23 protein-coding genes are annotated in these 26,131 nt (G+C 44.8%); 10 read left to right on the forward strand and 13 right to left on the reverse strand.

The genetic code is table 11. The annotated features are described in order from the left end of the window. Positions 1 to 73 precede the first annotated feature (73 nt). Both AAEY83_RS01485 and AAEY83_RS01490 read left to right on the forward strand, forming a co-directional pair. Positions 74 to 661, forward strand: coding sequence for a DUF2799 domain-containing protein (locus AAEY83_RS01485; RefSeq protein ID WP_051397398.1), 588 nt, complete (start codon positions 74 to 76; stop codon positions 659 to 661). A gap of 142 nt (positions 662 to 803) precedes the next feature. Continuing rightward, positions 804 to 2,159 (forward strand): oxygenase MpaB family protein, encoded by a 1,356-nt coding sequence (locus AAEY83_RS01490; protein WP_025644826.1) that lies wholly within the window; start codon positions 804 to 806, stop codon positions 2,157 to 2,159. Between the two features lie 222 nt (positions 2,160 to 2,381). Here the strand turns inward: AAEY83_RS01490 and AAEY83_RS01495 are convergent, their stop codons facing one another. Beyond that, on the reverse strand, positions 2,382 to 3,155 hold the full coding sequence (locus AAEY83_RS01495; RefSeq protein WP_037058808.1) for an NUDIX hydrolase: 774 nt from the start codon (positions 3,153 to 3,155) through the stop codon (positions 2,382 to 2,384). A gap of 476 nt (positions 3,156 to 3,631) precedes the next feature. Between AAEY83_RS01495 and AAEY83_RS01500 the strand changes: the two genes are divergently transcribed. Then, the gene (locus AAEY83_RS01500) at positions 3,632 to 4,195 is read left to right on the forward strand and encodes an NUDIX hydrolase (RefSeq protein ID WP_025644830.1); all 564 of its coding nucleotides are present in this window, start codon (positions 3,632 to 3,634) and stop codon (positions 4,193 to 4,195) included. 84 nt (positions 4,196 to 4,279) lie between these two features. On the opposite strand, the gene AAEY83_RS01505 is transcribed toward AAEY83_RS01500, so the two are convergent. After that, positions 4,280 to 7,330, reverse strand: a complete 3,051-nt coding sequence (locus AAEY83_RS01505) for an insulinase family protein (protein WP_025644832.1) — start codon at positions 7,328 to 7,330, stop codon at positions 4,280 to 4,282. Positions 7,331 to 7,628: 298 nt separating this feature from the next. Here AAEY83_RS01505 and AAEY83_RS01510 point away from each other — a divergent pair, with 298 nt between their 5' ends. Both AAEY83_RS01510 and AAEY83_RS01515 read left to right on the forward strand, forming a co-directional pair. Beyond that, on the forward strand, positions 7,629 to 8,090 hold the full coding sequence (locus AAEY83_RS01510; protein ID WP_025644834.1) for a universal stress protein: 462 nt from the start codon (positions 7,629 to 7,631) through the stop codon (positions 8,088 to 8,090). 53 nt (positions 8,091 to 8,143) lie between these two features. Further along, positions 8,144 to 8,599 carry a universal stress protein gene (locus tag AAEY83_RS01515; protein ID WP_025644836.1) on the forward strand — a complete coding sequence of 152 codons (456 nt, stop codon included), beginning with the start codon at positions 8,144 to 8,146 and terminating at the stop codon, positions 8,597 to 8,599. 157 nt (positions 8,600 to 8,756) lie between these two features. On the opposite strand, the gene AAEY83_RS01520 is transcribed toward AAEY83_RS01515, so the two are convergent. After that, the gene (locus AAEY83_RS01520; RefSeq protein ID WP_037058811.1) at positions 8,757 to 9,689 is read right to left on the reverse strand and encodes a LysR substrate-binding domain-containing protein; all 933 of its coding nucleotides are present in this window, start codon (positions 9,687 to 9,689) and stop codon (positions 8,757 to 8,759) included. Between the two features lie 262 nt (positions 9,690 to 9,951). Here AAEY83_RS01520 and AAEY83_RS01525 point away from each other — a divergent pair, with 262 nt between their 5' ends. Further along, positions 9,952 to 11,034 carry a YeiH family protein gene (locus AAEY83_RS01525; RefSeq protein WP_025644839.1) on the forward strand — a complete coding sequence of 361 codons (1,083 nt, stop codon included), beginning with the start codon at positions 9,952 to 9,954 and terminating at the stop codon, positions 11,032 to 11,034. Positions 11,035 to 11,183: 149 nt separating this feature from the next. On the opposite strand, the gene cspE is transcribed toward AAEY83_RS01525, so the two are convergent. From cspE to AAEY83_RS01540, 3 genes are all read right to left on the reverse strand, one after another. After that, on the reverse strand, positions 11,184 to 11,393 hold the full coding sequence (cspE, locus tag AAEY83_RS01530) for a transcription antiterminator/RNA stability regulator CspE (RefSeq protein WP_025644841.1): 210 nt from the start codon (positions 11,391 to 11,393) through the stop codon (positions 11,184 to 11,186). 239 nt (positions 11,394 to 11,632) lie between these two features. After that, positions 11,633 to 12,055: a YbaN family protein gene (locus AAEY83_RS01535; RefSeq protein ID WP_025644843.1), complete on the reverse strand. Its 423-nt coding sequence runs from the start codon at positions 12,053 to 12,055 to the stop codon at positions 11,633 to 11,635. A 266-nt stretch (positions 12,056 to 12,321) separates the two neighbouring features. Continuing rightward, positions 12,322 to 12,810 (reverse strand): hypothetical protein, encoded by a 489-nt coding sequence (locus AAEY83_RS01540; protein ID WP_025644845.1) that lies wholly within the window; start codon positions 12,808 to 12,810, stop codon positions 12,322 to 12,324. A gap of 424 nt (positions 12,811 to 13,234) precedes the next feature. On the opposite strand from AAEY83_RS01540, the gene AAEY83_RS01545 reads away from it, so the two are divergent. From AAEY83_RS01545 to AAEY83_RS01555, 3 genes are all read left to right on the forward strand, one after another. After that, positions 13,235 to 13,366 carry a hypothetical protein gene (locus tag AAEY83_RS01545; protein ID WP_351058324.1) on the forward strand — a complete coding sequence of 44 codons (132 nt, stop codon included), beginning with the start codon at positions 13,235 to 13,237 and terminating at the stop codon, positions 13,364 to 13,366. Positions 13,367 to 13,646: 280 nt separating this feature from the next. Continuing rightward, positions 13,647 to 14,543, forward strand: a complete 897-nt coding sequence (locus tag AAEY83_RS01550; protein WP_051397399.1) for an ABC transporter substrate-binding protein — start codon at positions 13,647 to 13,649, stop codon at positions 14,541 to 14,543. Positions 14,544 to 14,673: 130 nt separating this feature from the next. Further along, positions 14,674 to 15,198 carry a hypothetical protein gene (locus AAEY83_RS01555; protein ID WP_025644849.1) on the forward strand — a complete coding sequence of 175 codons (525 nt, stop codon included), beginning with the start codon at positions 14,674 to 14,676 and terminating at the stop codon, positions 15,196 to 15,198. A 59-nt stretch (positions 15,199 to 15,257) separates the two neighbouring features. On the opposite strand, the gene AAEY83_RS01560 is transcribed toward AAEY83_RS01555, so the two are convergent. The 4 genes from AAEY83_RS01560 to AAEY83_RS01575 form a co-directional block, all read right to left on the reverse strand. Beyond that, positions 15,258 to 16,553, reverse strand: coding sequence for a VWA domain-containing protein (locus tag AAEY83_RS01560; RefSeq protein ID WP_025644851.1), 1,296 nt, complete (start codon positions 16,551 to 16,553; stop codon positions 15,258 to 15,260). Between the two features lie 33 nt (positions 16,554 to 16,586). After that, entirely contained in the window at positions 16,587 to 17,570 is a 984-nt protein-coding gene (locus tag AAEY83_RS01565; protein ID WP_025644852.1) for a PDDEXK family nuclease, read from the reverse strand. A 24-nt stretch (positions 17,571 to 17,594) separates the two neighbouring features. Beyond that, positions 17,595 to 18,596: a hypothetical protein gene (locus tag AAEY83_RS01570; RefSeq protein ID WP_025644853.1), complete on the reverse strand. Its 1,002-nt coding sequence runs from the start codon at positions 18,594 to 18,596 to the stop codon at positions 17,595 to 17,597. A gap of 514 nt (positions 18,597 to 19,110) precedes the next feature. Continuing rightward, the gene (locus tag AAEY83_RS01575) at positions 19,111 to 22,071 is read right to left on the reverse strand and encodes a valine--tRNA ligase (RefSeq protein ID WP_025644854.1); all 2,961 of its coding nucleotides are present in this window, start codon (positions 22,069 to 22,071) and stop codon (positions 19,111 to 19,113) included. A 642-nt stretch (positions 22,072 to 22,713) separates the two neighbouring features. Between AAEY83_RS01575 and AAEY83_RS01580 the strand changes: the two genes are divergently transcribed. Beyond that, a complete protein-coding gene (locus AAEY83_RS01580; RefSeq protein WP_025644855.1) occupies positions 22,714 to 23,886 on the forward strand; it encodes a formate/nitrite transporter family protein in 1,173 nt (390 codons plus the stop codon). A 120-nt stretch (positions 23,887 to 24,006) separates the two neighbouring features. Here the strand turns inward: AAEY83_RS01580 and AAEY83_RS01585 are convergent, their stop codons facing one another. The 3 genes from AAEY83_RS01585 to AAEY83_RS01595 form a co-directional block, all read right to left on the reverse strand. Further along, a complete protein-coding gene (locus AAEY83_RS01585) occupies positions 24,007 to 24,900 on the reverse strand; it encodes a bile acid:sodium symporter family protein (protein WP_025644856.1) in 894 nt (297 codons plus the stop codon). A gap of 235 nt (positions 24,901 to 25,135) precedes the next feature. Next, entirely contained in the window at positions 25,136 to 25,609 is a 474-nt protein-coding gene (locus tag AAEY83_RS01590) for a YbjQ family protein (RefSeq protein ID WP_037058815.1), read from the reverse strand. Between the two features lie 63 nt (positions 25,610 to 25,672). Continuing rightward, a complete protein-coding gene (locus tag AAEY83_RS01595) occupies positions 25,673 to 26,131 on the reverse strand; it encodes a YbjQ family protein (protein ID WP_025644859.1) in 459 nt (152 codons plus the stop codon).

Below are 26,131 nucleotides of genomic sequence, written 5' to 3' on the forward strand. Positions count from 1 at the left end.
ATAGACTACTTGCAGTAATGGACGATAGGGCGTTTAAGCATTATTGAATAAAGCCTATTAAAGGAAGCTTACTATGCTGTTATCTAGGCTGTTATCTAGACTGATTTTAGTAACGGTTAGTAGTAGTGCTCTGTTACTTGCAAGCTGTGCGACGTTGTCAGTGGAAGAGTGCATGGTCGGTAACTGGCAAGCTATCGGCTACAATGACGGCGTAGCAGGCTATCCTCCTAGTAGGCTTGCTGCGCATTCAAAAGCTTGCGCTAAAGCCAATGTCGCCGCGGATTATGAATCTTGGGAGCGTGGTCGTCAGTTAGGTCTTAAGCAGTACTGTACTGTGAATAATGCCTACAATATCGGTCGTCGTGGTCTTGAGCTAAACCGTGTTTGTCCAGCTAGTAGCACCATGAGACTACAACAAGCCAATCAGCAAGGCCGCGAATATTACCGTTTGAATAAACAGCTTAACGATGACAGAGCGCTACTAGAAGAATACGAGGCAGACTATACTAAGCTGCGTGCTGGGCAAATGCTCGATTTTGAAGACGAAAAAGAAGCGCGCCGCTATCTGCTATCGCTACCGGCAAAACTGCGAAGACTCGAACGCGAGATAATCTACACTGAAAGACAGCTTAGCCGCTTAAACTATGTCCATCGCGACTAACTACGATTAGCTTGTTATCTAGTCTTATCCGCGTGCACAAAGCAGCTGTTATAAAGCGCTGATGAAGCCGTCTGTATCTTGAGAGCAGTAACGTCACTGCTATAATAAAGGCAAGCGACACTCGCAAAACGGTGCTACAGATATGGCTAACTATAACGGTATACAGACAGGCAGCTATCAGCGTCATGGTCGTAGCACTGCTATCGATGACCATACTGAGCTGCAAGTACTCAAGCGCATTAGACGCTATTTATTACCAAAAGACTTTCAGATTGACCCGAAGTTATTGGCTGAGATTGTCGAGGGTTACGACATCGGTGATCCTCTAGTCGATCAATTGGCTGCTGATAATATTCGCTTTGCTAAGCCTTTACAGCAGCTCATCTTGCCAGCGAATACGGCTCATACTCAGCCAGATGCTAAGCGAGCGGCGAACGATAGCATAGATGACGACATCCTCGCCCATCCCGCTTTTATCACTCTAACTGAGCAATTTAGCGCTCATCCTGACTGGTTTGATCCTAAGCTGGCAGAGATCGGCGCTATCGCCTATCGCCGCTATCCGCTGATGCTAATATGGCTACTGCGTAATGTTGCGCTAATGGCAGGTTATAGTATTCCGGCGCTGTCTTTACCGCTGATTCAGACTGGGGCATTAATGCACGATGCACTGCCGCGTTTGATGCGTACTTACGCCTATATTTTGGCGGTCTCTGAGCATCCACAGCTAAACGATTCTGCTCAAAATAAAGCGCCTCTCTCGCAAGTATTAGCGATTGGCTCTGAGGGCTGGCGTCAGTCGATTCAGGTGCGGCAAATCCATACCTTAGTGCGGCAAAAACTGCTCACCGGTAAACTTACCGCAGCGGATGGCGTGATTAGCACAAGCGCTCAGCATCATAATTCTGATGGCAGCTGGAATAGCGACTATTGGGGTCTGCCGATCAATCAGACCGATATGATTGCAACTCATCTACAATTCTCGTTACTGATTATGCGCGGGCTGCGGCTGTTAGGCGCGCGTATCAGTAGCGAAGAAGCTCGCGGCATTCTGCATTTATGGAATTTGGCCAGCTACTGGATGGGCGTGGATTTAGCGCGTTTACCGCAGACGGAAGCGGCGTGCTGGGAGTGGCTGTATACTTATTTGTCCATTCAGCAGCTTGATTTTAAGATGGGACAACCCTTAGCCAAAGCGCTGCACGACTTACCGCGTCAGCTCATGGGTGAGGATAATCGCAAAGGCCGGTTTGTGGAGATGGTCAATGCTAGCGTCACTCGCACCTTAGTCGGTGATGATATCGGCGATGGACTACAGCTGCCCAAATCGAAAATTCGTTTTGGCGTATTAACCTCAGTACCGATTTTGTTTGCGCTTGATACGGCACGCCAGCACAACAGTACTATGGCGGCGAAGCTTGAGCAGTTTCGTGCTAAGCGCCAAGACAATATGAACTGGTGGCTGAAAAAAAACGACCGTTATTATAAAGAATCATAACTAAAGAGTCATAACAAAGGTTTAACTAGGGCGTGTCCCTATTTCAAAAATGATGATGAAAATGAGATAAATCGCAGGCAAACAAGGAAAATAGCGAAGGTAATATCAAGATATTGACCAGCTATTTGACATCGTTTGCCAAAGATTTAGCCATTTTTAGCCCATTTAGTCATAAACGCTTGAATTAGGGACACGCCCTAGGCTGTAGAGTAGCGCATATCGTTAGCGGTCTAACTCAACTCCTGAGTCTTTTAGACGATAATACCACTCAAGCTGACGATCAAATCCGGTCTCTAATAAGCTGGCGATGACCTTGCCGGTTAGGCCCCAAACGGTTTCGCCATCCACCTCCCAGCTTGGCGTGAGTATCGTTGCCGTCTGCTCAAGCATCGTATACTCTATGGCATACTCGGTTGTCGGCTGAGTGATCAGCGTCTCGAAGTCCGCCCAAAAAATGCGCGATATCTCGCCGATCTCAGGGATCAAGGGCAGGTCTGGCGCGATAAGTGCTACGATAGGACGGACACTCATCCCACTCTTTGAGGTCTGAATCGGCAGCTGACCGAGAAGCTGGACTTTATTAGGTAGCAGCGCAGTCTCCTCATAAGCTTCACGCAGCGCGGTGACCACGTTATTACCATCCCCTAGCTCATACTTACCGCCTGCACAGGACACCTCTCCTGCGTGGCTTTTCATGTGCGCTGCGCGGCGAGTCAGTAGCAATTTCGGCCTGCGCTCACGAGTAATCGCTACGAGTACGGAGGCATCAGCGATAGGGGTCTGATATAAGCTCTGTAGCACTCGCTCGTTATAGGTTTTGTCGTAGAGGTTATAATCAGAGGCGCTCACTAAAGTATCAGACGACTTGTCTGGTAACGTCTTCAGCGTTCGTTGTTGCACGCGCTCAGCCAATTGTCTAAGCTTAGGATGACGAATAAAGGCAGGCCGCGCTACGGTTAGCTCATCAAAGCTCTCAAACTCATGAATTACTGTCATTATTACTGCCTATTTTTATCATCAGTAGCCTGTATATGGGATCATCTTAGCATGTCAGTAGTGCCAAGTTGATGACTGCGTAGGCCAATTTAGCTGCCCTGCACCTCCAGTCATCTATATCGCATACCATTTATAATATATGGCATCAATGACGGACTACATTTCCTGCTTTATCGTCTACATATAGTCAATTCGAAATAAAATCGATACATTCATATTGCCGTGCGACTGGTACAAATTTTCTTTGCTTGCTGTACGCTTCGCACTTTTCGATGCTGCGCAACATTCATTCTCATAGCACTGTATCGGTTTTAAAGCGGATCAGCTATAGTGTTTTTTTGTTCTTGAATAGGAGCATTATGATATCGCGCCCTGCTAATACTAAAAACTATGCTATCTTAGGGCTCTGCAAGCTGAAACGTTAAAGGCTTGTTAGCTAAAAATTTCTAGGTTCTCAATTAAATAAGGCAGCTGTTATGCAATATTGTCTCGAGTGTGGTCATGAAGCCGAGCGCAAAATCCCCCCTACGGATAATATGCCGCGCTTAGTCTGTCCTAACTGTAACTACATTCACTACGAAAACCCTAAAATGATCTGCGGGTCGCTAGTGATTTATGAAGACAAAGTGCTCTTATGTCGCCGTGCTATCGAGCCGCAATATGGCCTTTGGACGTTGCCAGCAGGCTTTATGGAAAATGGTGAAACCATGGCAGAAGGCGCGGCGCGCGAGAGCTTTGAGGAAGCCGATGCAGTGGTCATTAACCCGCAGCTTTATTGTCTTTATGATATCCCTGATATCGGTCAGATCTATGTGATTTACTTAAACGATCTAAAAGACGGCGCTTATGGTATCGGCTCTGAGAGCTTAGATAGCGCGCTATTTAAAGAAGAAGATATCCCGTGGGATGAGATCGCTTTTGAGGCGGTGAGACGCACACTCAACAACTACTTCGCTGATCGTAAGCAGTTCGATAAGCGTGAAGACTTCCCGATCCATCAAGATCAGATTGCCAAAGACAAAAGCATTAAGCGTTATTAACACTTAATTGTAATAGCTTATCGCTTAACGCAAAAAAGCCAAGCATCGTGCTTGGCTTTTCTTCTTTTCAAATATCAGTAACGGCTAACTGTTAATTTTACAAACCTTAAAGCCCAGATCTTTTACGCTGTCCTCTTTATCATAAGGCGCTAGCACCGCACGCACGTGCTGTTGGCCTTGCAGGTACTGCTTAGCCACACGCTGTATATCTTCAATAGTCACCGCCAATATCGCCGCGCGCATCTTACGCTGCCAGTCCTCGCCGCGATTATGCAGATTGGCAAAGCAAGCCTTAATCGCCTCCCCTGCTGGCGAGCCGGGCTTATCCATACCCGAGATGATGCCCAGTATCGCCTCTTCTAGCTGCTCAGCGCTTTGCGGCTCACTCAGTAACCACTCGATACTGGCCTCAAAGTGCGCAAAAGTCTCAGCGCAGTGCGGGTCACGGTAGCTGAAAAACTTAAAGGCACAAGCATTAGCATCATAGCCGGCGCCGCCGCCATAAGCGCCGCCGCGCTCACGAATGGCGCTATGCAAGTAGCCATTACGTAAATAAGGCGCAAGCACCATAAGCGCTGCTGTATCTGGATGGTCAGCAGCAGGTACGCTATAAGCGCTAGCGTTGTGATAGACGTTAGTCGCAACCAGCCAAGCTAAGTCCTCAGCGATAGGGTCACTCTCCAGCGCCTTGACAGCATCTGGCTCGCCGTCTAGCGCTGGATCTAATTCAAGCTGAGTAAACTCACTTGGGATATTCTCCTCTATCTGCTTAGCATTTGCTGTGGATGACTTAACGTCCTGCCAGCTATCTACAATCAGATCGCTTAAGCGCTCGGTTTGCTCGGCCTCACAGATGATAACGGCGTGCTTAGGCAGGCTCAGCAAGCGCTGATGCAGCGCCATCAAGCTAGTAGCCAGCTCATCCCATTTGTTATCGTCATAACTTGCATGGGCTAAGAAGTCTTTTAGGGCATTAAGCGCGGGCAGACCGCTACGGACATACTCTAGCTGCGCTTGACGGCTCATCGCTCGGCTCGCCGTTTGTAGTGCGTAGGCATGGCCTGCACTGGCCAGACGCGACTGCCAACTGGCCTGACGCTGCTGCAAAATCTCCTTGATACGGTCATGCTCTTCAAAGACACTATGCTGCATCACCTCTTTTAGCAAGTCTATCGCTTCCGTCTTACGGTTCAATGCGCGAGTTGCCACCACAAAGTAGCTGCTAATCGCATGACTGTCATCGATAGCAGTACGTTGGCTGATACGGGCGGTCACGCCTGATGAGTGCGCCGCCTGCTTCGCTTGCATCTCATAAGCGTCAAGCTCATCTGTACCGAGCTCTGAGAGTAAGCTTAGATAAATCGGCAGCAGCGGATGATTAATCACCTCGTTCACTGGCAGGTTGCTCGTATCCTGATTGCCAATCGCATCAGTCAACGGCACAATCACTTGATAATAATACAAGCCATTAGTGCCTGCCTCGTATTCAAACAAAGTGCTGTCCTGTCCGCTAAGCATTACTTGCTTTTGCGTGCCTTGCTTAAAACTAATATCGGTTGGTACATCTTCTAAGCCCACTTTAGGTAATAAGCTTAGATCATCAGGCGCAGCTTGACGCGCCGCTAGATCTAGCGCTTGCTTTTTAAGGATTGCCTTATCATCTTCGGTCAAATCCATAGCGATAGTATCAAGGCGCACTTGCTCAGCGGCAGCTAGGCGCGCTGATTTTTCGCTATCAGGAACCAAAGTCACGCGCACTCGGTGATTATTATCGAGTAGATGCGTTTTAATCAAATTAGGCAGCCACTGCTCATCTTTTACTTGTTCGCGTAGCCAAGCCAAGTGCTCATCGACCTCCCACACGTCGATAGGATTGCCGTCGTGAATAGCGGTGCTAAAGCCTTCTAACATCAAGTTTAGACCATAAGGCATACTATCTCCGCCGATATGACGCTGGTCAATCTCGATCTGATGCAGTATTGTCTCGATAGTATCAGAATCGATAGGCTTGCTTGCGACATCAGCAAGCAAGTCCATAATGCCTTGCTCCACCGCCTCAGCATATTCAGGCTCAGAGCCACGCAGACCAGTATAAAACACCATTTCATAATGGCTATCGTCCAGACCTAGTAGCGGACTGGGCGACGTGCCTAGTGGATGACTATCTAGATAAGCCCGTAGTGGCGAGCCGGCATGCTCGATCAGCACGCCTTCGAGTAAACGCAGTGCCAAGCGCTGCTTAGGGTTAGTAATCGAAGGCAGTAGCCAAGCGAGGACATGGTGAGTCTGATTAGGACCGGCTTCGTCGGCAGTATAAGTATCGACAGCACTAATTGGTGCTGACAGACGCACTTCTGGACGCGAGACGTGTTTTTTGCCCGCGGCGAACTGAGTTAACGCATCATCATGAATCCGCGCTTGCGTCTCAGAGACCGGAATATTACCAAAGCTCATGATGACACTGTTTGCTGGATGATAATGGCTTTGATGAAACGCCACCAGCTCATTATGAGTCAAGTCAGGAATATCTGCAGGATCACCGCCTGAGTTATAGTGATAAGTCGTCGTTGGGAACAGATGATGGGCAACAGTATGATAGAGCTGATCGATCTCGCCGCTCATCGCCCCTTTCATCTCATTAAAGACAATGCCCTTAAACTGCGGTTTATCGTCCTCATCTAATTCAACGCGAATACCTTCTTGCGCAAAATCTAGCGGATGAATATTTGGGAAAAAAGCAGCATCGAGATAGACTTCGAGCAAATTAAAATAATCGTTTTTATTTTGCGTGGCATAAGGATACGCGGTCCAATCGGCCGCTGTCATCGCATTCATAAAGGTATTTAACGAGCGCTTAATCATCGAAAAGAACGGGTCGCGCACTGGGAATTTCTCGGAGCCGCACAGCGCGACATGCTCGAGCACATGCGCTTCACCCTTGGAGTCCATTGGCTGCGTACGAAAGCCCACCAAAAAAGCATTCTCACTACTAGGATGCGCTAAGTGATAGTGCATAGCGCCCGTTTTGACGTGTTGGCTGATGATGACGTCAATAGAGAGTGCTTCGATGTGACGATGCTCGATAAGCTCAAATGCCGGATGCAGAGTAAGATCCGCTGTAAATGTATCAGTCATAAATATCCTTGTGGCCTATTATTTTGCTCTTTGGTTCGGTGTCTAACTAGTCAGTGCTCTAGTCAGTGCTTTCGATGAAAAGTGTGTTAAGACGTTTATTAAAAAGTATCGTTGCTGCTAGATGGGGCTAGTGGTTTGATAAGTCAAGCTACAAGCGCTAACGCCCATAACTAGATTGACGTGATAAGTCTTAACTTTATAGTGCTATTCATAACCCCAATTAAATTATGGATTTTACTTAACAAAGCTCAGCGCTACTGCTACTATGAATGAAAGGATGTTAATAAAGGAGTCTATTATGGGTTACCAACATATCTTATTAGTCACCGACTTGCTATCGGATGCCGACATCGTCGCGCAAAGAGCGAAACGCGTGCTTGCCGGCTCGCCTGAGGCAAAATTATCAGTACTACACATCGTTGAAGACGATATGGTGCGCTTCGGTTATGAGCTGGTACCCGCGTCGAGCCTATCTGGCGAAACAGATGGCGAGAACTGGCAAGAAGCCAGAGCAAAACTGGCACAATTTCTTGATCGTAATGGGCTTAATGCGGTCAACTCTGAGGTGACAGCAGCGATCTCTAACGACCAAGGCATCGTCAACTACTGCAATAACAAGAACGTTGACCTGCTCATTATCGGACGTCATGAGCGCCGAGGTATCGCGGCTTGGTTAGTCGGCGCGACTGCAGACAACATCTTGCCTAATGCGCCTTGTGACAGCTTAGTGGTCAAGCTCGATCAGCCAGTAGCGACTTAACAGCGCCTATCAGTAGTGCTATAGTAGATATCATCAGCCACAAGGAAGACTTTATGAGTTATCAACATATTTTGTTAGTTACTGATCTTTTACCAGATGCTGATATCGTGGCCCAAAAAGCTAAGCATATCGTCTCTAACCGCCCGAACTCTAAGTTATCGGTACTACATATCGTAAAAGACACCATGGTTGGCTTCGGCTATGAGCTGGTGCCAGCGTCTAGTCTCTACGATGAGATCGATGATGAACGTTGCCAAGAGGCACGCGCTAAGCTAGCGCAGTTTTTGGATCGCAATGAGCTAAATGTAGTCAACTCGCAAGTGACTACCGCTATCTCTAGCAGCGAAGGTATCGTTAATTATTGTCACAAACACGAAGTCGATTTATTAGTCATAGGTCGCCATGAGCGCCACGGTATCGTTGCTTGGCTGAGCGGTGCCACCGCTGATAACATCTTGCCTAATGTACCTTGCGATAGCTTAGTGGTTCGGCTTGATAAACCAGATTAATCAAGCGTCATTCTATCCGTTTATTCGCATTTAAATCGGAAGACTAACTCTCAAACAAAAGCGTTGTGTAGCTACTATATATGACTACTATGTATAGCTGCTACACAGCGCTTTTTGCTGGCGCGATAAAGATTGCGCTAAAGCCATAACGCTGCATTTACTGAATAATATCAATAAAGGTCTGCCAAATCGGGCTTTGATGCCGGGCTTTGTGCCAAACTAGCCACCACGTCCTTCTTAGATCTATTCCCTTAATTTTGACAGGTACTAGACTTGCCTCCGCAAGCTCTTTTTCGATGACGTGCTGCGAGAGACAGCCCAGTCCTATATCGGCGTTGACCATATTTTTTATCGCTTCTGACTGCGCGATGGCCCGAACCACCTCCGCACCGGGTAGATACTGCAATAACTGCTCATCAATGATTTGCCGAGTGCCTGAGCCTGCTTCTCGCACGAGTAAGGGCAGCTTTGAGAGCTGCTCGGTGGTCAGCTCATAACCGCCGCCCGCTTCGTTATAATTACTCAATCCTTTTAGCCACCGGCTATCACGCTTGGCGAAGACCATCAAAGTGTCAGTACGCCAAGCGCGCTGCTCCAGCACTTTGCTATCGCTCGGCCTTGGCATACCTTCTACAAGCGCGATGTCGATATTAAGCTGTTCAATCTCGCTGATGACTTCGCGCGTATTGGCGATATACAGCTCGATGCTGGCTTTGGGCAGCGCTTCATATACCTGAGCCACGAGCTCGGGCAACACATAATTGCCGATAGTAGTACTCGCGCCAATATGCAACTGACCGGCTTGATGCTTATGATAATGCTCAAGGGTAAGCGCTTGTCCTAATATAGCCTGTGCTTGTACGTAAACGGCTTGGGCATTGCGATGAGGGTTGAGGTTACGGCCTACCCGCTCAAATAGCGGCATCTGTAGGCGCTCTTCTAACGCGGCCAAAGCACTACTGACCGCTGACTGCGACAAGTGCAGCTGCTCGCTAGCACGGCTTGTACTGCCCGTCTGATAAATACTGACAAAGACCGCCAGCTGTTTTAGGGTAATCTTTGGCAGTGTTTGGCTAGATTTGTCCGTCAAAATAAGCGTCCTGTAACGAGTGAGTCATTGATAGATAGAGACAAGCAAACTTATAGGTATCCAAGCTTTTAGCTTTCTTTTACCCAAAAAATCGATAATTCCTATCTCATCAATCTGTTTTTATTATATATGAGCTTTACTTATAATATCCATACATAAGCTAATGCCTGTCAAAACTATTAATAATTACGATGGCAACGCCTTAAAGTAACCTCAATAACAGCAGTCAATAAGCAAAAAAAACGCCCGTTAGGATCTAAATATGCCCTCTTTTATACAAGCCATAACTGATTATGTGCCTCGGTCTCGGCATCTAGCAGGGCTGATCGCCGTGCTCATCGGTAGCTTGTTTTGCTTATGGCTAAATACGAGCTTGGACGTCTGGAGTCACGGGCGCATTATAGGCTTATCTTCGTTGACCCTTGCTATCTTGCTTGGAATGATACTGGGTAATACTATCTATCCCAAGTTTGCGCCAAGTTTGGCAGCTGGCGTTGGTTTTGCCAAAGGAAAACTCTTGCGCTTAGCGATTATGTTTTATGGCTTCAAATTGACTTTGACAGAAGTGGCTGGCGTTGGTATGCCAGCAGTATTAAGCGACGCGTTAGTGCTGAGCTCCACCTTTTTATTAACCTATTGGATCGGTACTAAGCTGTTAAAAGTCGATAAAGAGACGACGTTGCTCATTGGCTCTGGCGCAAGTATCTGCGGGGCGGCGGCGGTTATTGCCGCGGAGCCTGTCATCAAGGCGGAAGCGCACAAAGTTACTATTGCGGTGGCAACCGTTGTCGTTTTCGGTACGATTGCCATGCTGCTGTATCCCTTTCTCTATCATCTCGGCTGGCTACAAGTGTGGCTGTCACCGCAAGATTATGGCATCTATACCGGCTCTACCATTCATGAAGTGGCGCAAGTCGTCGTCGCGGGCAACACCATCAGCGCAGAGGTTGGCGATACGGCAGTGGTGACTAAGATGATCCGCGTGATGATGCTTGCACCATTTTTATTGATTTTGTCCTTTCTGCTCACCAAAAGCGGTAATGGCAAAGGAGAAAAACTACCCGTTATGAGCCGAGTCAAGCAAGTCAAAGTACCTTGGTTTGCTTTCATTTTTATCTTAATCGTGCTGCTACATACTTGGCTGAATATGTCAGATAGCTTTGAGAGTACTATGGTCCTGCTCGATGATGTACTGCTGACTATGGCAATGTTTGCGTTAGGACTCACCACGCATCTCAGTGCGATCAAGCAAGCAGGCTCTAAGCCGCTTATTTTAGGCGCGATTATGTTTGGCTGGTTACTCCTTGGCGGTGGTCTAATTAATATAGGTATTAGCTTTATTTAGCCGCTATCGGCGGGTTATGCTTTGCATGCAACCCATAAGAGGGATAGCTCTCGACAGCCAAACCTTAAACGGCAGGCATAAAAAAACGAACCCTAAGGTTCGCTTTTTTTACATCTATTTATCTAATAGCTTGTCAATAAAAAGACAACTTAGATAGCAACGATGTTATGTGCTTGTGGGCCTTTTTGGCCTTGAGTTACAGTGAACTCAACTTCTTGGCCTTCAGCCAAAGTTTTGAAACCAGAACCAGAGATTTCGCTGTAATGAGCAAAAACGTCTGCGCCGTTTTCTGGAGCGATAAAACCAAAGCCTTTAGCTTCGTTGAACCACTTAACTGTACCTTTTTGAACGTCTGACATGTTGATAATCCTACTTTTTAATTTATTGATGGTCTCATTGACCGGTAACGCTTGCAAATAGCTACTGACGATAAATATTAAAACGAAGGATTATAACTAATACTACGAGGTAATGATTTGTGCAGAACTGCTCTTAAGCTTGTGCGTATTATAAAAGGCTTATCGTACTATCGCAAGTGATATATGGCTTTTTGTGTAACTGGTTACAAATCAGCGTTTTTTTGCGCTAACTTATTGGTTTATTGAGCATTTGGCAAGCGAAAAAGGTAAATAGCAACCCCTGTACAGACCACTGCGACAAGCCACGCTATCCAAATCAAACCCTCAGGCAAGCGATAAAACAGCATAGCTGTCGATATCGCCATCATGATGGTCGCAAGCCACTTAGCATAAAGCGGTACTGCATGATTTTCTTCCCAATCACGGACGTACTTGCCGAAGTATTTATGATTAATCAGCCAAAAGTGAAAGCGTCTTGAGCTGCGCGCCCAGCACCCTGCTGCCAACAGTATAAAAGGCGCAGTCGGCATCACTGGTAATACTACGCCAATGATACCTAACACAAAAAACAACCAGCCTAGTATCACAAACGTCCAGCGCAGCGCCGCGCTGTTAGACTGATTGGTCTTGGGACGATAATAAAAGGCTTTTTTGTCGGTCATATTGATTACATCAATGCTAATAGGTGTTTAAGAGCTATTTTTATAAAAAAATAATCATGCAACAAAGACTCATTTGGCTCAATATTGTTTTTGCGTTTTTATGTGGTTATTTCATGTCTAGCGGTCTGCCTCTACCATCTGCCTATAAAAAAACCACTGATAGCAAAGGCTAAAGTGGTTTTTACTTAAGTGGTTTTTGCTTAAGTGGTTTTACTGAGTATAATTACGCAAACTAGCCGCGCATTGATAAGCATCAAAAAAGGTGCTTATACTAATAGCAGCACAATCACCGTAAAGATGACGAAGTACACAAAGACGCCAGCGGTCGCATAAAACGTCTTAATCTCTTTATTATTAATCTTAATCTTGCTGAGCGTCGTGCCAAGCTTGAGCATAGAGATGGCAAAAAAGTAAAACGCCAAAGCCAGTAGCGTGATACTGATAATAAATATCACCACGGGAGCGACGATACCAAAAAAGGTCTCGGTGCCGGGGAACAGTATCTTACCTTTGATAACCAGTATCAGTAGTACGGCAGCCAGCCCCGACGCCGAGGCATGAAAAAAGATAATATCGTGCCAAGAAGCATCCGTTCTATAAAAGCTATTTTCGATACCGAAATGACTATCAGCATGGTCCACTTCGGTCGCCCCTCTTTTTCCGACGGCTCGATAGGCGTTTATCTTACTGACTGTAATCAGGAAGGTAAAAAAGGTAAAGGCAATCCACAAAAAGACGTACAAGTTCAAGCTCATAACTACCTCAAGACTTACATAATTATGCGTTCAATATATCATTTATATCAATCATATTATGTATTAATAAGACTAACAAGTGTACGGAGTGTTTATAAGCCTCGCTACATGATGGTTAGTTTGCGAGTATTAAGGTGGTCGAACTTGTTCCCCCTTTCTTACTGACATAAAAAAACCGCTACGGCTTGAGGCGGTAGCGGTACTTTGCCCTAGGTATAGTGAGTTCATTATAAAAACGATACAGCGGGACTGGGATGAATTTTATGCAGCCTCTGTATGCGTAGGCACAGCACGCCAGTAAAATTTATACCAGTTCCGCCTTGAAAAACTATGTCTCTATTTTATTTAGAATCGACTATAGCTAAAACTTAATTTTAGATACTAAGGATACTAAGGGTGAGTTGTCAGTTAAAGTAGCTAATAGATGTATGAATGCCATTCATTGTCATTCCTGATACGCTTGCATCACCGCTTACAAGTCGTCTATGATGATGCAGTAGCTATCGATAATAGCCATTCGCAGTACGGATTCATTAGCAGTACTGATCAAAAATAATGCAGCACCACTCAATCTTGTCGGGGTGCTTTGCTTTTAACCTTGTAACGATTGTTAAAACCATCGCTGAGACACACCCGTGAACCTGAAGCAGTTAGCACTGACGTAGGAAACAAGCATGACAGACCCTAAGCAGTCTATAAATAAGAGAAACCTCTACCTGATTCGCTGATCTGATAGCGCCTTACATGTTGAGATTTTGCCTTTCTTGTTTTGCCTTTTTTGTTTTATTTAAACAGCATCAGTCTGATTGTTTTCTATCATTAAAAAGGAAACAACCATGCAGTCGACCACCAAACTGACCCTCACCCTCGAATGGTTTTTGAACCCTGACCACCTGCCCTTTATCGCGGGTGTGACCACGGGCGCACATGAGCAAGCAGGGCTGGATATCACCATCATTGAGCCTGACGATCATTATGATGGCTTTGCTGAATTGCAAAACCAAAGTATCGATCTGCATGTAAATGAGCCGATCCATCTGTTTGAGCATTATGCGCCTAATCTGCGTGCGCTGGGCTGCTTTTTTGAGACCGATGGCGGCATATTGATGCAGCAATCCAGCATGGATAAATTAAAAAACAATCAACCGATTCGCATTTGCACCCCTGCCGCTGAAGAAAAAACCAATCGTATTGGCTTTGAGATATTAGCGCGCTATGCCAAGAAAAACGGCTTTAGTATCAGTCGTGACAATGTGAGCTTTGTACAAAAGGACTTTTATCATATAAAAAACCTGCAAGAAGACCCAAACCTCGATGGTGCATGGTTGTGCTTTTATAACTTTGAAGGGGTTGAAGCGACGCATGAAGGGTTAGACTTTACGTTTATCGATCAGAACCTGTCCCCTTATCCGAACTTCTCAGCGTTAGAGATTCTAACGACTGATGAGATCTATAGCGCAAAAAAGGACGCGATAGATACCTTTATCCAAGTCACCAATCAGATGACAGAACACTGTAAAAGTGAGCCTGAGTCTGCGCGCCGCATGTATTATGACTATAGTAAAACTGAGGCGGACGCGCTGATGGATGCGATTATTGATAATACGTTAGGCAGATTGATCACGCCGATCATGCCTGATGGAAATAAATGGCAAGAACTGCGCGAGATGCTAGCCGACATCGATATCGTGACGTTGAATGATGAGCAATATCAATCGCTGTGGGTGCTGTAGGCATTTTAGAAGTTAAGATATCTTGAATAATAAAAAACCGCTATCGTTTTACTGTGGCGGTTTTTTATAATGTGCACTAAGTCAACTATCAAACTATAGTAAAGCAAAAGTATGCTCAATAGGGGTCAGGATGCTAATTATTGCTAGAAATAATGTACATGAAAAATTAGATAACGACGACTATAATGTCGCGTTTTTAAACCCTGGACAAAGCTATGAAGTCATTGGAATAGAGTATGGATACTTTCGTGTCGTTCTAGACAATCTAGATGCAGCAATGGTTCACCCTATCTACTGTGATGTCCAAAACTATAAAAACGTCAATCTATGGGCGCAAGAGATCAATGACAAAAATTTTCATTTTACACCTAGAAAGTTTAATGACTATTCGTACTTTTTTGAGCGTTTCCATGATGGTGATATAGAATGTGTTAATACGTATATGCATTACTTAGGTACACTATTTGGCGTGCATTCGCTAAAAAATACAATATATGGCCTTTACCTTGAAGCTATTAGCAACGAAAAACTCATAATAAGTTACTGGCTTAAACAGTGGATGAAAAGCTTGTTTAAAGTAGAAAAGGCAATAAATTTAAGACAATTTAGTAAAGCAGATTGGCAGCAAAAGCTAGTAGAATTTTTTGAACCATAAAAAACCGCTATCGTTTTGCTGTGGAGGTTTTTTTATTTGATGATAATAGAATAATAAGATTATTGCTGCACGATACCAAGTTGCTTGGCTTCTTTGAGCCAACTTGGGAACTCTTCTAGCATGTTTTCATACAAGGCTTCTTCGCTGATATCGTCCAAATCATCGAGTTCAAAAAAGTCGCAATTATCAATCACGCGCCCTGTCATGTCGTCTAGTTTTTTGAGAATACCATAACCACGACCACCCAAGCCCACAAACTGCCAAAATATCGGGAGTTTCGCCGCTTCCGTCATGACTCTCGTGATACCGCGATTGTCATTCACCCCGCCATCACTGATAAATAGCACGTAGATAGGCACGTCTAAGCCGTCCTTTTGATAAAACTCAGTCACGGCCTTCATGACCTCTGCTTCGTTATTGATGCGCGGGCCAAGTGCCCATTTGCGCCAGCCGCCATGAGCGTTGTCAATGAAACCGTCATAGTTGCTCAGTCCAATCTCGCCTAAATACTGCGGATCTCGGGCAAACGCCCAACAGTCTAACGCTTGGTCGTCATCGAAGTTCACTGCCAATGGCAATAGGCGATTGACCACCTCCTGCACGCGACCTTTTTTGTATTGTCTATTCATTGAGCCTGAGGCGTCTAACACCAGTGCCACTTTTGCCGTTAGTTGCTGCAATTGGCGTTTCTCAAGCGATATCGTGGCTTTTTTGGCGAGGTTGACCAGTTTTGGCGCTTTGTCTAACATGACCTTCTCTAACGATGGTTTTGCTTGCACTGGCGTTGCCGTTACGTCTGCTGCTGTCGGGCTACCCTCTTCTACATCGCCACCGAAATGCTGCACGATGGCGGCAAGTCCACCATTGAAGCCTTGCGCGACGTTAGACACTCGCCACACGCCACTCTTGCGGTAAAGCTGCATCAGCATACTGGCTTGCTGCTGGGCAAAGTCTGCTGCTTGATATTCTGCCTGTGCTTTTTGCGATTGCTGCCAAATACCAATCTCTAACGATTGAATTTGATTGAGCGGGGTGTCGGCTGATAACACAAAAAACAAGCTGTCTATATTATCCGACAGTTTGGATAAGTTCACTTCAAACTCGGCTTGGATGCCCTTACTCGCCGTTGGTTGCGACTCATAATGGGTGAGCTTGATTTGCCCGCACGGTGAGGTTGGCTGATTGTAAAACACCATGTAATCATCATTGATCAGTTTGCCCGCTGCGTCTAAGGCAAAGCAGCTGATGTCCATCTCTATTGGACTTTGGCGAGTAAACTTAAGCGTGATTGGTGCGGTATCGTCAATAGCAAGGTTGCTTAGAGGTGCGCGTTGTCCGACGGTGAGATGGTTCATGGTGTTCCTAAGATGGGAGGTTATAAAACAATATCAGAACGGTAGTTCATCTGAGATTATTATAGCTTCTGTACCATTATCTTTAATTGGTACATTAAGGCTGCTTACTACATAAAGATTTAGTATATCGTCTCTGTCCATGAAAAGAATTTGGCTTCTTTTTGATGCATCCAGTTTATTACCCAGCCAATTTCTAGCTTGTTTAGTAATTTCTCCACCAGCTATAATAAAAGCATGGTCGACTAATACCCTTTTACTAGTTTCAGGGTCAAAAATCTCATGACCGAGCATCATTAACAATTGATTATAAATTTCAGCGACGTTTGCATTAGATGTTTTAGTAACTCCTGCTGAATCAAGCTTTCCTTTTTTGACTTGTATACCGAAATACAATACATGTTGCGTAGGCAAAACATAACGCATCCAAATATCCTTGCCATACTCAAGAGATTTATCTTTATGACCTGCTGCGGTGATGCGCTGATAGCCTAATTGTCGAAATAAAGGTAGTAAGACTTCTTCTATCAGCTGATCTTCAGAACAACTACTCAAGTACTCAGTAAGTTGCAAATATTTTTCCTGTTCTTTAGAAGTGAAGGGTCTATGAGGTGTAGAAGCATAGGTAGAGATTTTCTTCGTAGCATTATGACGAACGTAGAGTAAATCATCTTCTCCATAAAAAGCTTCGAAACCTTCACGAGAAAGTGGTTTATTCAACTCATCAAGCGCTTTCGAACGATCTGGATCATCTAAATGTGCATCAGACTTATGCATTAAGACCTGTAAAAAATTTAAAAACCGATTTGGTAAAGTGTTAGCTGCATCAGATGGCTCACATAGAAGCTCTTCTAATCTTTCAGCTACCCAATACTTACGAGTAGAACCATCATGTACAAAATCTAGGTCACATTCTTCAAAAAACTCTGTTATATAGCTACTAGAACGATAAGGAAAATGACCTTCATCTCCAGTTACTAGATTAGCAATAGCTTTCAAGTTTCTTGGTTTAAACCTCATAATTTGTACTCATCAACAACAAACTTAATTAACGACATTAGGTGAATTTGAATCAAAAATAGCTTCGAAAAACCCTTGCCTTACCTCTGGATCAGATAAGTTAAATTGACAAAAATGAATGCCTGATGGCTTAGCTGTATTAGAAAATAAACGACAGCTTAACTCTTCTGTATTTATTTCAACTACTAAGCCTGTGAAGTCAAGATTTAGACACTCTTCTAAAATTTTATAGTCCTGACTCGGAAAGTTATATTTATAGGTCTTATTATACGAAGGTTGGAAATAGCGGATTAGTCCTGCTTCAATCAAACTAACTTCTGCTTCTTTAGATATATTGCTTTCAGAAATTTTTTTAAATCTATTAAGATCAACTTTTTCATCATCGATTAATACGTCCTTATTTCTACCATCAATTTGAGAGATAAAAGCAGAGGGATTGAACTCCATAGCTATTATATATACCTCGTCATCAGGGTCATTATAAGCAACTTCTGCTAATATCTTCTGTAACGTAGAATGGTTTTTGAGGCGGTCTGTAATATTTCTATTCTTTTTTTCTGAATATGACTTACCAATGTATAGAACCTCTAAGTCTCTTAAATCGGGATTATTTGTACACCACCCAATATATGGAGTAAGTATATTAGCAGGAATATAACGAACTTCATTACCCTCATCATTGATCATTTGAAGCTCTCTATGAGGGTAGTCTGAAATTCTTATAGATGTTGCATCATCAGCAAACTGAAAAGGCATTTCAAAATTACTTTCACAAACGCTACCTTTTTTTCTATATAGAACTTCTCCATAAATTTTTTGATTTTCATTACTATATTCAGCTTTAGAAAAGGACAGTTTAGGCAATTTTGTAATCAAATATATATGTGAACTATTAAAAACATCTTTGGAATCATTATCTGATATCTTGCTATCAGACATTAGTTGATTTGATGGCGTGAGCACCCATCTATTAGAGTAAAAATGTAGGGCAAACTCTGATACATATTGTCTCTTAGAACTATTCACATTTATTTCCCTAGTTATAAAGTACTAATAGTATTACATAGGAAGCGTATGATCATCCTATTCTATAACGCATTCAATTGTTACGCTTTCATTACAGCTAGCTTGGCTTTCTAAACCTCGGACACTTCCACTGGTGTTTTACTCACGAAACCTTCCTTACTCAGCTTAACTTACTGCCTTTCAAGTAATAATACACAAATTTTCAGTTTTATCATATAAATACGACTACTATTCGATGAATGGATAGTAAGAAGTCATCTTAAACAACGACATACCCTAACAATCACTCTACCGCCACCCACATGAACAGCCATATACCAATATTGGCATAGAAAAGGTTGGAATCACACTGTCCTTAATATGGTCGTACTGTCCATCAGCATTTAGACCTGCAGTAGCACCCCCGAATGGCAGCAAAGAATCATGCGCGATAGACATATTGCCATACAGACAATAAAAAACGCCATCACTATTGTGACAGCGTTTTTTATTACTATAGATATTTATAATTTAATTACAGCGCTTTCAACTCCTCCATCTGCCCCGCCATAGTCTTAATCTGACCTTCTAACTCAGCCAGTTTCGCTTTCTCAGCATCGACCACTTCCGCAGGTGCTTTACTGACAAAGCCTTCATTACCTAGCTTACGCGCGATACCTTCGGCTTGCTTTTGTAGCTTATCAAAAGATTTACCCAGACGTTTTAGCTCAGCAGTTGGGTCAATCAGCCCTTTCATGGGTACAAGGACGCGTAGCTGGCCAACCATGCTCGATGACGATAGTGGCGCCTCATCACCGTCTTTTAGAAGGGTTAAGCTCTCCACTTTCGCTAATGCCTTAAATTGATTGGCAATGCGCGATAGGCGCTGCTCTTCTTCACTAGAGATATTTTGTAGTAGCACAGGCAAGCGCACCGCGTTACCGAGTTTCATCTCGCCTCTGATATTACGGACGCTAGCGATCAGCTCTTGTAGCCAGTCCATATCAGACTCGATTTGCTCGCTAATCAGCGCGCTATCGGTTTGCGGGTAGTCAGCGATGACGATGCTGTCGGTGTTTTTGCGATTTAGCAGTGGCGCAATGGTTTGCCAGATCTCTTCGGTCAGATACGGCATGATTGGATGGGTAAAACGTAGTGCCGTCTCTAGCACGTGCAGTAGTACATAGCGGATTTGCGCTTTACGCTCGTCAGACACCGAGTCATCATTGAGACTGGCTTTGGCAAGCTCAACGTACCAGTCACAGTACTCGTTCCAGATAAACTCATAGATATCATGGCTGACCATATCGAGACGATACTGGGCGAAATGCTGATGAATGTCTTTGATGCTAGAGTTCAGACGGCTCATGATCCATTTTTCTGGTAATTCCCATACGTCAGGGTTAGCCGTTTGGTCAATAGGCAGCGCGCTCCCCTCTTTATCGACACAGTTCATGAGGACAAAACGGCTGGCGTTCCAGATTTTATTACAGAAGTTACGATAGCCCTCAACGCGTTTCAGATCAAAGTTGATATCGCGACCCGTACTGGCAAGGGAGGTGAAGGTAAAGCGCAGCGCATCGGTACCGTAGGCTGGGATACCCTCTGGGAACTCTTTACGCGTTTGCTTCTCAATCTTCGCCGCGTCTTTTGGGTTCATCATATTGCTGGTGCGTTTTTCTACTAGCGTTTCCAAATCAATACCATCGATGATATCGATTGGGTCGAGCACGTTACCCTTGGATTTGGACATTTTTTGTCCTTGGCCATCACGGACGAGACCATGGACATAAACGGTCTTAAACGGTACTTGCGGCGTGCCATCGTCGTTTTTCACGAAGTGCATGGTCAGCATAATCATGCGCGCGACCCAGAAGAAAATAATGTCAAAGCCTGTCACCAGCACGCTAGTTGGGTGGAAAGTCTCAAGCACCTTTTTATCGGCAGCCGGATCAGCCCAGCCTAGTGTACTAAAGGTCCATAGTCCTGAGCTAAACCAAGTATCGAGCACGTCATCGTCTTGGCGCAGTTTGATATCGTCACTTAAGTTATATTTAGTGCGAACTTCCGCCTCATCTCGGGCGACATAGATCTCACCCGTCGCATCGTCATACCACGCTGGGATACGATGACCCCACCATAGTTGACGACTGATGCACCAGTCTTGCAGGTCGGTCATCCACGCCATATACATGTTTTTGTACTGCGCGGGGACGAACTCAATATCGCCATTCTCGACCGCATCGATCGCAGGACCAGCCAGTTTATTGACTGCCACATACCATTGATCGGTCAACCACGGCTCGACGATGACGCCGCTACGATCGCCGCGCGGCGCTTTAAGCTCGTAATCTTCAATACTATCTAGCCAGCCCTCTTCTTGCGCTTGTGCTACCATCTTGACACGGGCGGTAAAGCGCTCGAGACCTGCGTAGCTATCGCCTGCGTGGTCGCTTGGCGTTGTCTCCAAGTTAGGCTCACGCGTTTGCAAATCAGGGTAGATTTCCATCTGTGGCAAGATATTGGCATGGGCATCCAATACATTAATCAGCGGCAGCTCATGACGACGGCCTAATTCGTAGTCATTAAAATCGTGGGCAGGCGTGATTTTTACGCAGCCGGTACCAAACTCAATATCGACATAATCGTCGGCGACGATAGGAACGATGCGCCCTGTGATTGGCAAAGTAATGGTCTTGCCCACTAAATGTGCGTAACGTTCATCGCTCGGATTGACCGCGACAGCAGTATCGCCAAGGAGCGTTTCAGGACGGGTGGTGGCAACGACTAGATAGTTTTTGCCATCTTGGGTCGTTAGGTCTTTATCCGTGAAATGATAGCGAAAATGCCAAAGGTTACCTTTTTCATCATGGTTTTCGACTTCAAGATCTGACAGCGCGGTTTGGAACTTAGGGTCCCAATTAACCAAACGCTTACCACGATAGATAAGACCTTCGTCAAACAGACGTACGAACACTTCTTTGACCGCATTGGACAGACCGTCATCCATGGTAAAACGCTCACGCGACCAGTCGACTGAGCTGCCAAGCCTACGAATCTGAGTCGTAATATTATCGCCCGACTCTTCCTTCCACTCCCAAATTTTATCAATAAAAGCATCGCGGCCTAAATCATGGCGACGGATACCCTCAGCGTTGAGACGACGCTCAACCACCATTTGGGTGGCGATACCGGCGTGATCCGTACCCGGCTGCCACAGCGTATTGTCGCCATCCATGCGGTGATAACGCGTCAGCGCATCCATGATTGCGTTGTTAAACCCATGTCCCATATGCAGCGAGCCCGTGACATTTGGCGGTGGCAGCGCGATAGAGAACGACTCATCTTTATCAAAGGTTGGCTGAAAATAACCGCTCTCTTCCCAGCCTTGATACATGCCCGCTTCTACTGCGCTTGGGTTATAAGCGTTCTCTAATTGGCTTAGCGCGGCTTGGATAGACTGGGTTAGGTTGGTGTTAGTATTAGAATTGCTCATAGTGGCCTGGTCTTTTATTAATAATGAAGGTAAAAAATAGGTATAAATATAGGGTTAATAACGAATAGAGTGATTTTAACGCAGATAGGTTTATTTTGTTAGCGTTAAGGTGATTTATCGGCGCAGATTTCAGCGCTATTATTAATTCTTATTAGGGCGTGTTGAACATTCACAAATGCGCACTGCTGATCGCTACTAGTTTATCAAAGCTGTGTTCTAGTCGTCGTTAAAATTGCAGGTAATGCTTATTGCATTGGTTAGCTGATTTTATTTAAACAGTCGCAACGACTAGGGCGATTTTAGCATCAGCCCTCACGACAACAACAGGGACAGGACTATTTTTTGCCACTTTATTGATAAAAATAGACGCTTAGAACAACTAAACTTACCATTTTTATCTGCAAATCGCCTAAAAAATAGTCTCTGTCAGTGCCATGGTCGAATGTTCAACACGCCCTAAACAATCAACAACAGCAATCCGTCTAAACCTAAATATAATGGAGCATATCACTTTTACCGCAACGGCTTAATACTAAAATAATGACACTAAAAGATTAACACTGAGATATTAAGAATGAAGCACATTGAACATTAAGTATATTCACAATACTGTTACTAGCCATACAAAATAGCGAGCCTGCCGTGCCCCAAAATAATGATAAATCCCAAGACTTAGCAAACGACACTTTAGATTCTCAAAGTCAGCACGATATAGAGAGAAACAGTACAGATTCTGATACGGTAGCGACCGATAAAGAGCCTCTAGAAGCTAGCGAAGATAAAGTTAATGATGACGTCGATGGCAGCGTCAAAGATGATGCTAATACTGACAAAGAAAATTCGTCACAGGATGTCGACGATAGCGCGCCTAGCAATGATATCACCGAAAATCTCAGCGATGAAGACTTCCCAGAAGAGTTCACTCAGGAAGAAAAAGAAACTATCAAAAAAGTCGCTAGCGACGACAACTTAAGTAAAGCCAAAAGCTCAGCGAGTATCTTAGTCGAGCAGTTCATCGATGCCAAAGAAACTTTTGGACGCTCGTTAGGCTCGTTATTTACCAGCGCCTTTACTGCGGGGTTAGAGATTGGCATTAGCTTTTTTGTGATTTTGTCTGCCTTCGCCCTGCTCAAGGGTGTCGTACCGGATGACTACGCTATGGTACTGTCCTCCTTACTGTATCCGATTGGCTTTATTATTGTCGTTATTGGACAGTCGTTATTATTTACTGAGCAAACCTCCCTACTGAGCTTGCCTGTGCTCAATAAAATCGAGCCTTTGCATAAATTGCTGCGACTTTGGGGCATCGTTATCGCGGGTAATGTCGTCGGCGGTTGTCTGTTTGCCGCTTTGATGATTGGCCTAGGCCTTAATATGGATCTATTTACCGTAAGCGCTATCAATGCTTATGCCGAGCATGTTTTAGGCTTTGAGTGGTGGGTCATCTTTGGCAGCGCAGTACTCGCCGGCTGGATGATGGGCATTGCCGCCTGGCTTGTGACCTCCGCGCGCGATACCATTAGTCGCATCGTCCTTGTGACACTGATCACAGGGAGCATTGGCTTTTTGGGTCTGCATCACAGCATCGTTGGCAATATCGAAGTATTCGCCGCCTTAATGTACGGCACTACTGTGGGTATATTAGATTATTTACTATTTTTGGCAGTCGTATTAGCTGGTAATACTGTTGGCGGTGTGGTGTTTGTGGCGGTGCTTAAAAACCGTACCTTCTTGTTTGATGTGGCTAAAGTTCGCGAAGAAAGCGCTGAGGATAAGTCTAACAAGTTAGCAAGGCTTAACGGTCGCAAGCGCTAAAAGTCTCCTAAGGCTTGCTTAAAGGGACTGATGCTAACCGTTACTTATAAAAAATCTCATGACCAGTACTATCGCTTGGTCATGAGATTTTTATTTTACCTTGTCTCGATCATTTATTGCTTAGGCATAAGCTGCTTGCTGCTTTTTGGCTTTACCACTAAATACCTTGACCAAGATGCCGGCGGTGAAGAACATAATCAGCGTATAGATCGCTGGCGTCATCGACATATCATAGTTAGACAATAGCGTTAGCGCCATAAAGATCGACAGCGTACTGTTTTGTAGTCCCACTTCCATGGTAATAGAGGTTCTTTGCGCTAAGTTTAAGCCTAATAGCTTACTGGAGAAGTAGCCGAGCGCCATAGTAACTAGATTAAGAATTAACGAAACAGGCCCTGTATTCACAAAAGCGTCAACGATGATATCGCGTTGCACATAGCTCAAAAACACCACGAGCATCGCCAAAAATGTTACCCCAAATCTAGAAACCAGCACTTGCGAGCTGTCGGCGAGTTTTGGCTTATAGCGTTTAATTATCATACCAATACTAATAGGCAGAATAGTAATCACAAAGAGTGAAATCATAGTTTTGACAATAGGTAGCTGAAATTCAGTACCTGCACCCATAAAGTAAACCAGCGAAAAGCTCAGTACGATAGGAATGGTAAAGACAGTAATAACGCTAGCAATGGCGGTCATAGTCACTGATAACGCCACATCGCCTTTGGCCAAAAAAGTGAACAGATTGGAGGTGGTGCCGCCCGGACATAGCACTAGTAACATGACGCCTACCGCATATTCAGGACGTAGCGGCATAATATTGGCAAGAGCAAAGCCGATAAGCGGTAGCATGATAAGCTGATTGGCTAAACCTATACTCACCGCTTTAGGGAATTTTACTACGCGTTTGAAGTCATTTACGACTAAGGTCAGACCCATGCCCATCATAATCAAAAATAGACAAATAGGAATGACGACTGAATTGACAAAGGTGACTAGCTGAACACTTTCCATAACTACTTCCATGTAGTGAAGACCTATTTAGGCCGAAAAATAACGTTATAAATGAGTATAACGGTACAAGCATAAACTCATGGCTCAGTTTCGACTACTTGCCAGTCAATAATAGGCTTTTGTTTTTTAATAATAAAAACGAGGATATGATTAGACAGTAGTTGTCGCAGATAAGAGGTTTGGTTCAACCGTGATTTATGAATGAAGCGACGAAACAACTGATACTAGCAGAGGATTATTTGAGACTGTCGCTGCTGATGACCGCCGTACCGTAAGCAATCGCTTCGACCATACTGCCGAGCTGATTGACATTCGTGACCTCTAAGCGCAAACCATAGACGTGATTATAGCCTTTGCTATGCGCTTGGGTACGCATACGCACGAGCGCTTCTCGGCGAGCTCGGTCGAGTAGTGTCTCGTAAGTGGTTAAGTTTTTGCCAAATAAGCTCAGCACTTTGGCGATGACCATTTTGAAGTAGTCTTGCGCGATGACCACGCTGCCAAGCACAAGCTCGCCTTCACTATTCGCTTGTAACTTGGGGCGATAAAAACGCTCACTTGAGACGATAATATGACTCAGCTCTTTTTCTGCTACTGATAAACGTCCTAAATGCTGGCGCTCATGGCGTGTACCAAAGAACCAGCCGACGACAAACAAAATCAGTAGCGGCGCATAGTTGATCAGCATTTGCGTTAAAGAGTTATTCATAACCCATCTCTAGTGATAAAAGTCTGACAGCTTAGCGGTATGACTTAATTGTATGAAAAGGCACTACTCACCAAAAGGATTAAAGCGTGGTAAGTCATCTGCAGGAGGGTTGGTTGCTGTTGGCTGGCCTTGGTTATTAGGCGCTTGATAAGACTGATAACCCGTATCGCTAGGATACGGATTGGATGATGGCTGCTCCTCGGGTACTGCTTTGATGGCAGTGCCGTAGACAAATAGCTCAGAAGCGCCTTGGGCGATACTAGACGTCGAAAACCGTAGTCCGACTATAGCATCAGCGCCCAACGCTTCAGCTTTGACCACCATACGATCTATCGCTTCTTGGCGCGACTCTTCTAGTAGCTCAGTATAAGCGGTCAGCTCGCCGCCAACGATGTTTTTTAGACCAGAAAATAAGTCTTTACCGACATGCTTTGAGCGCACGGTACTACCATAGACGACATCTAAGCGCTCAGTAATACGATAGCCTGGTAAATGCTCAAGGTTGGAGAGTTGCACGGTCAT

This window comes from Psychrobacter sp. TB20-MNA-CIBAN-0197 (assembly GCF_040309765.1).
In the GTDB taxonomy this organism is placed as follows: Bacteria; Pseudomonadota; Gammaproteobacteria; order Pseudomonadales; family Moraxellaceae; genus Psychrobacter; species Psychrobacter submarinus.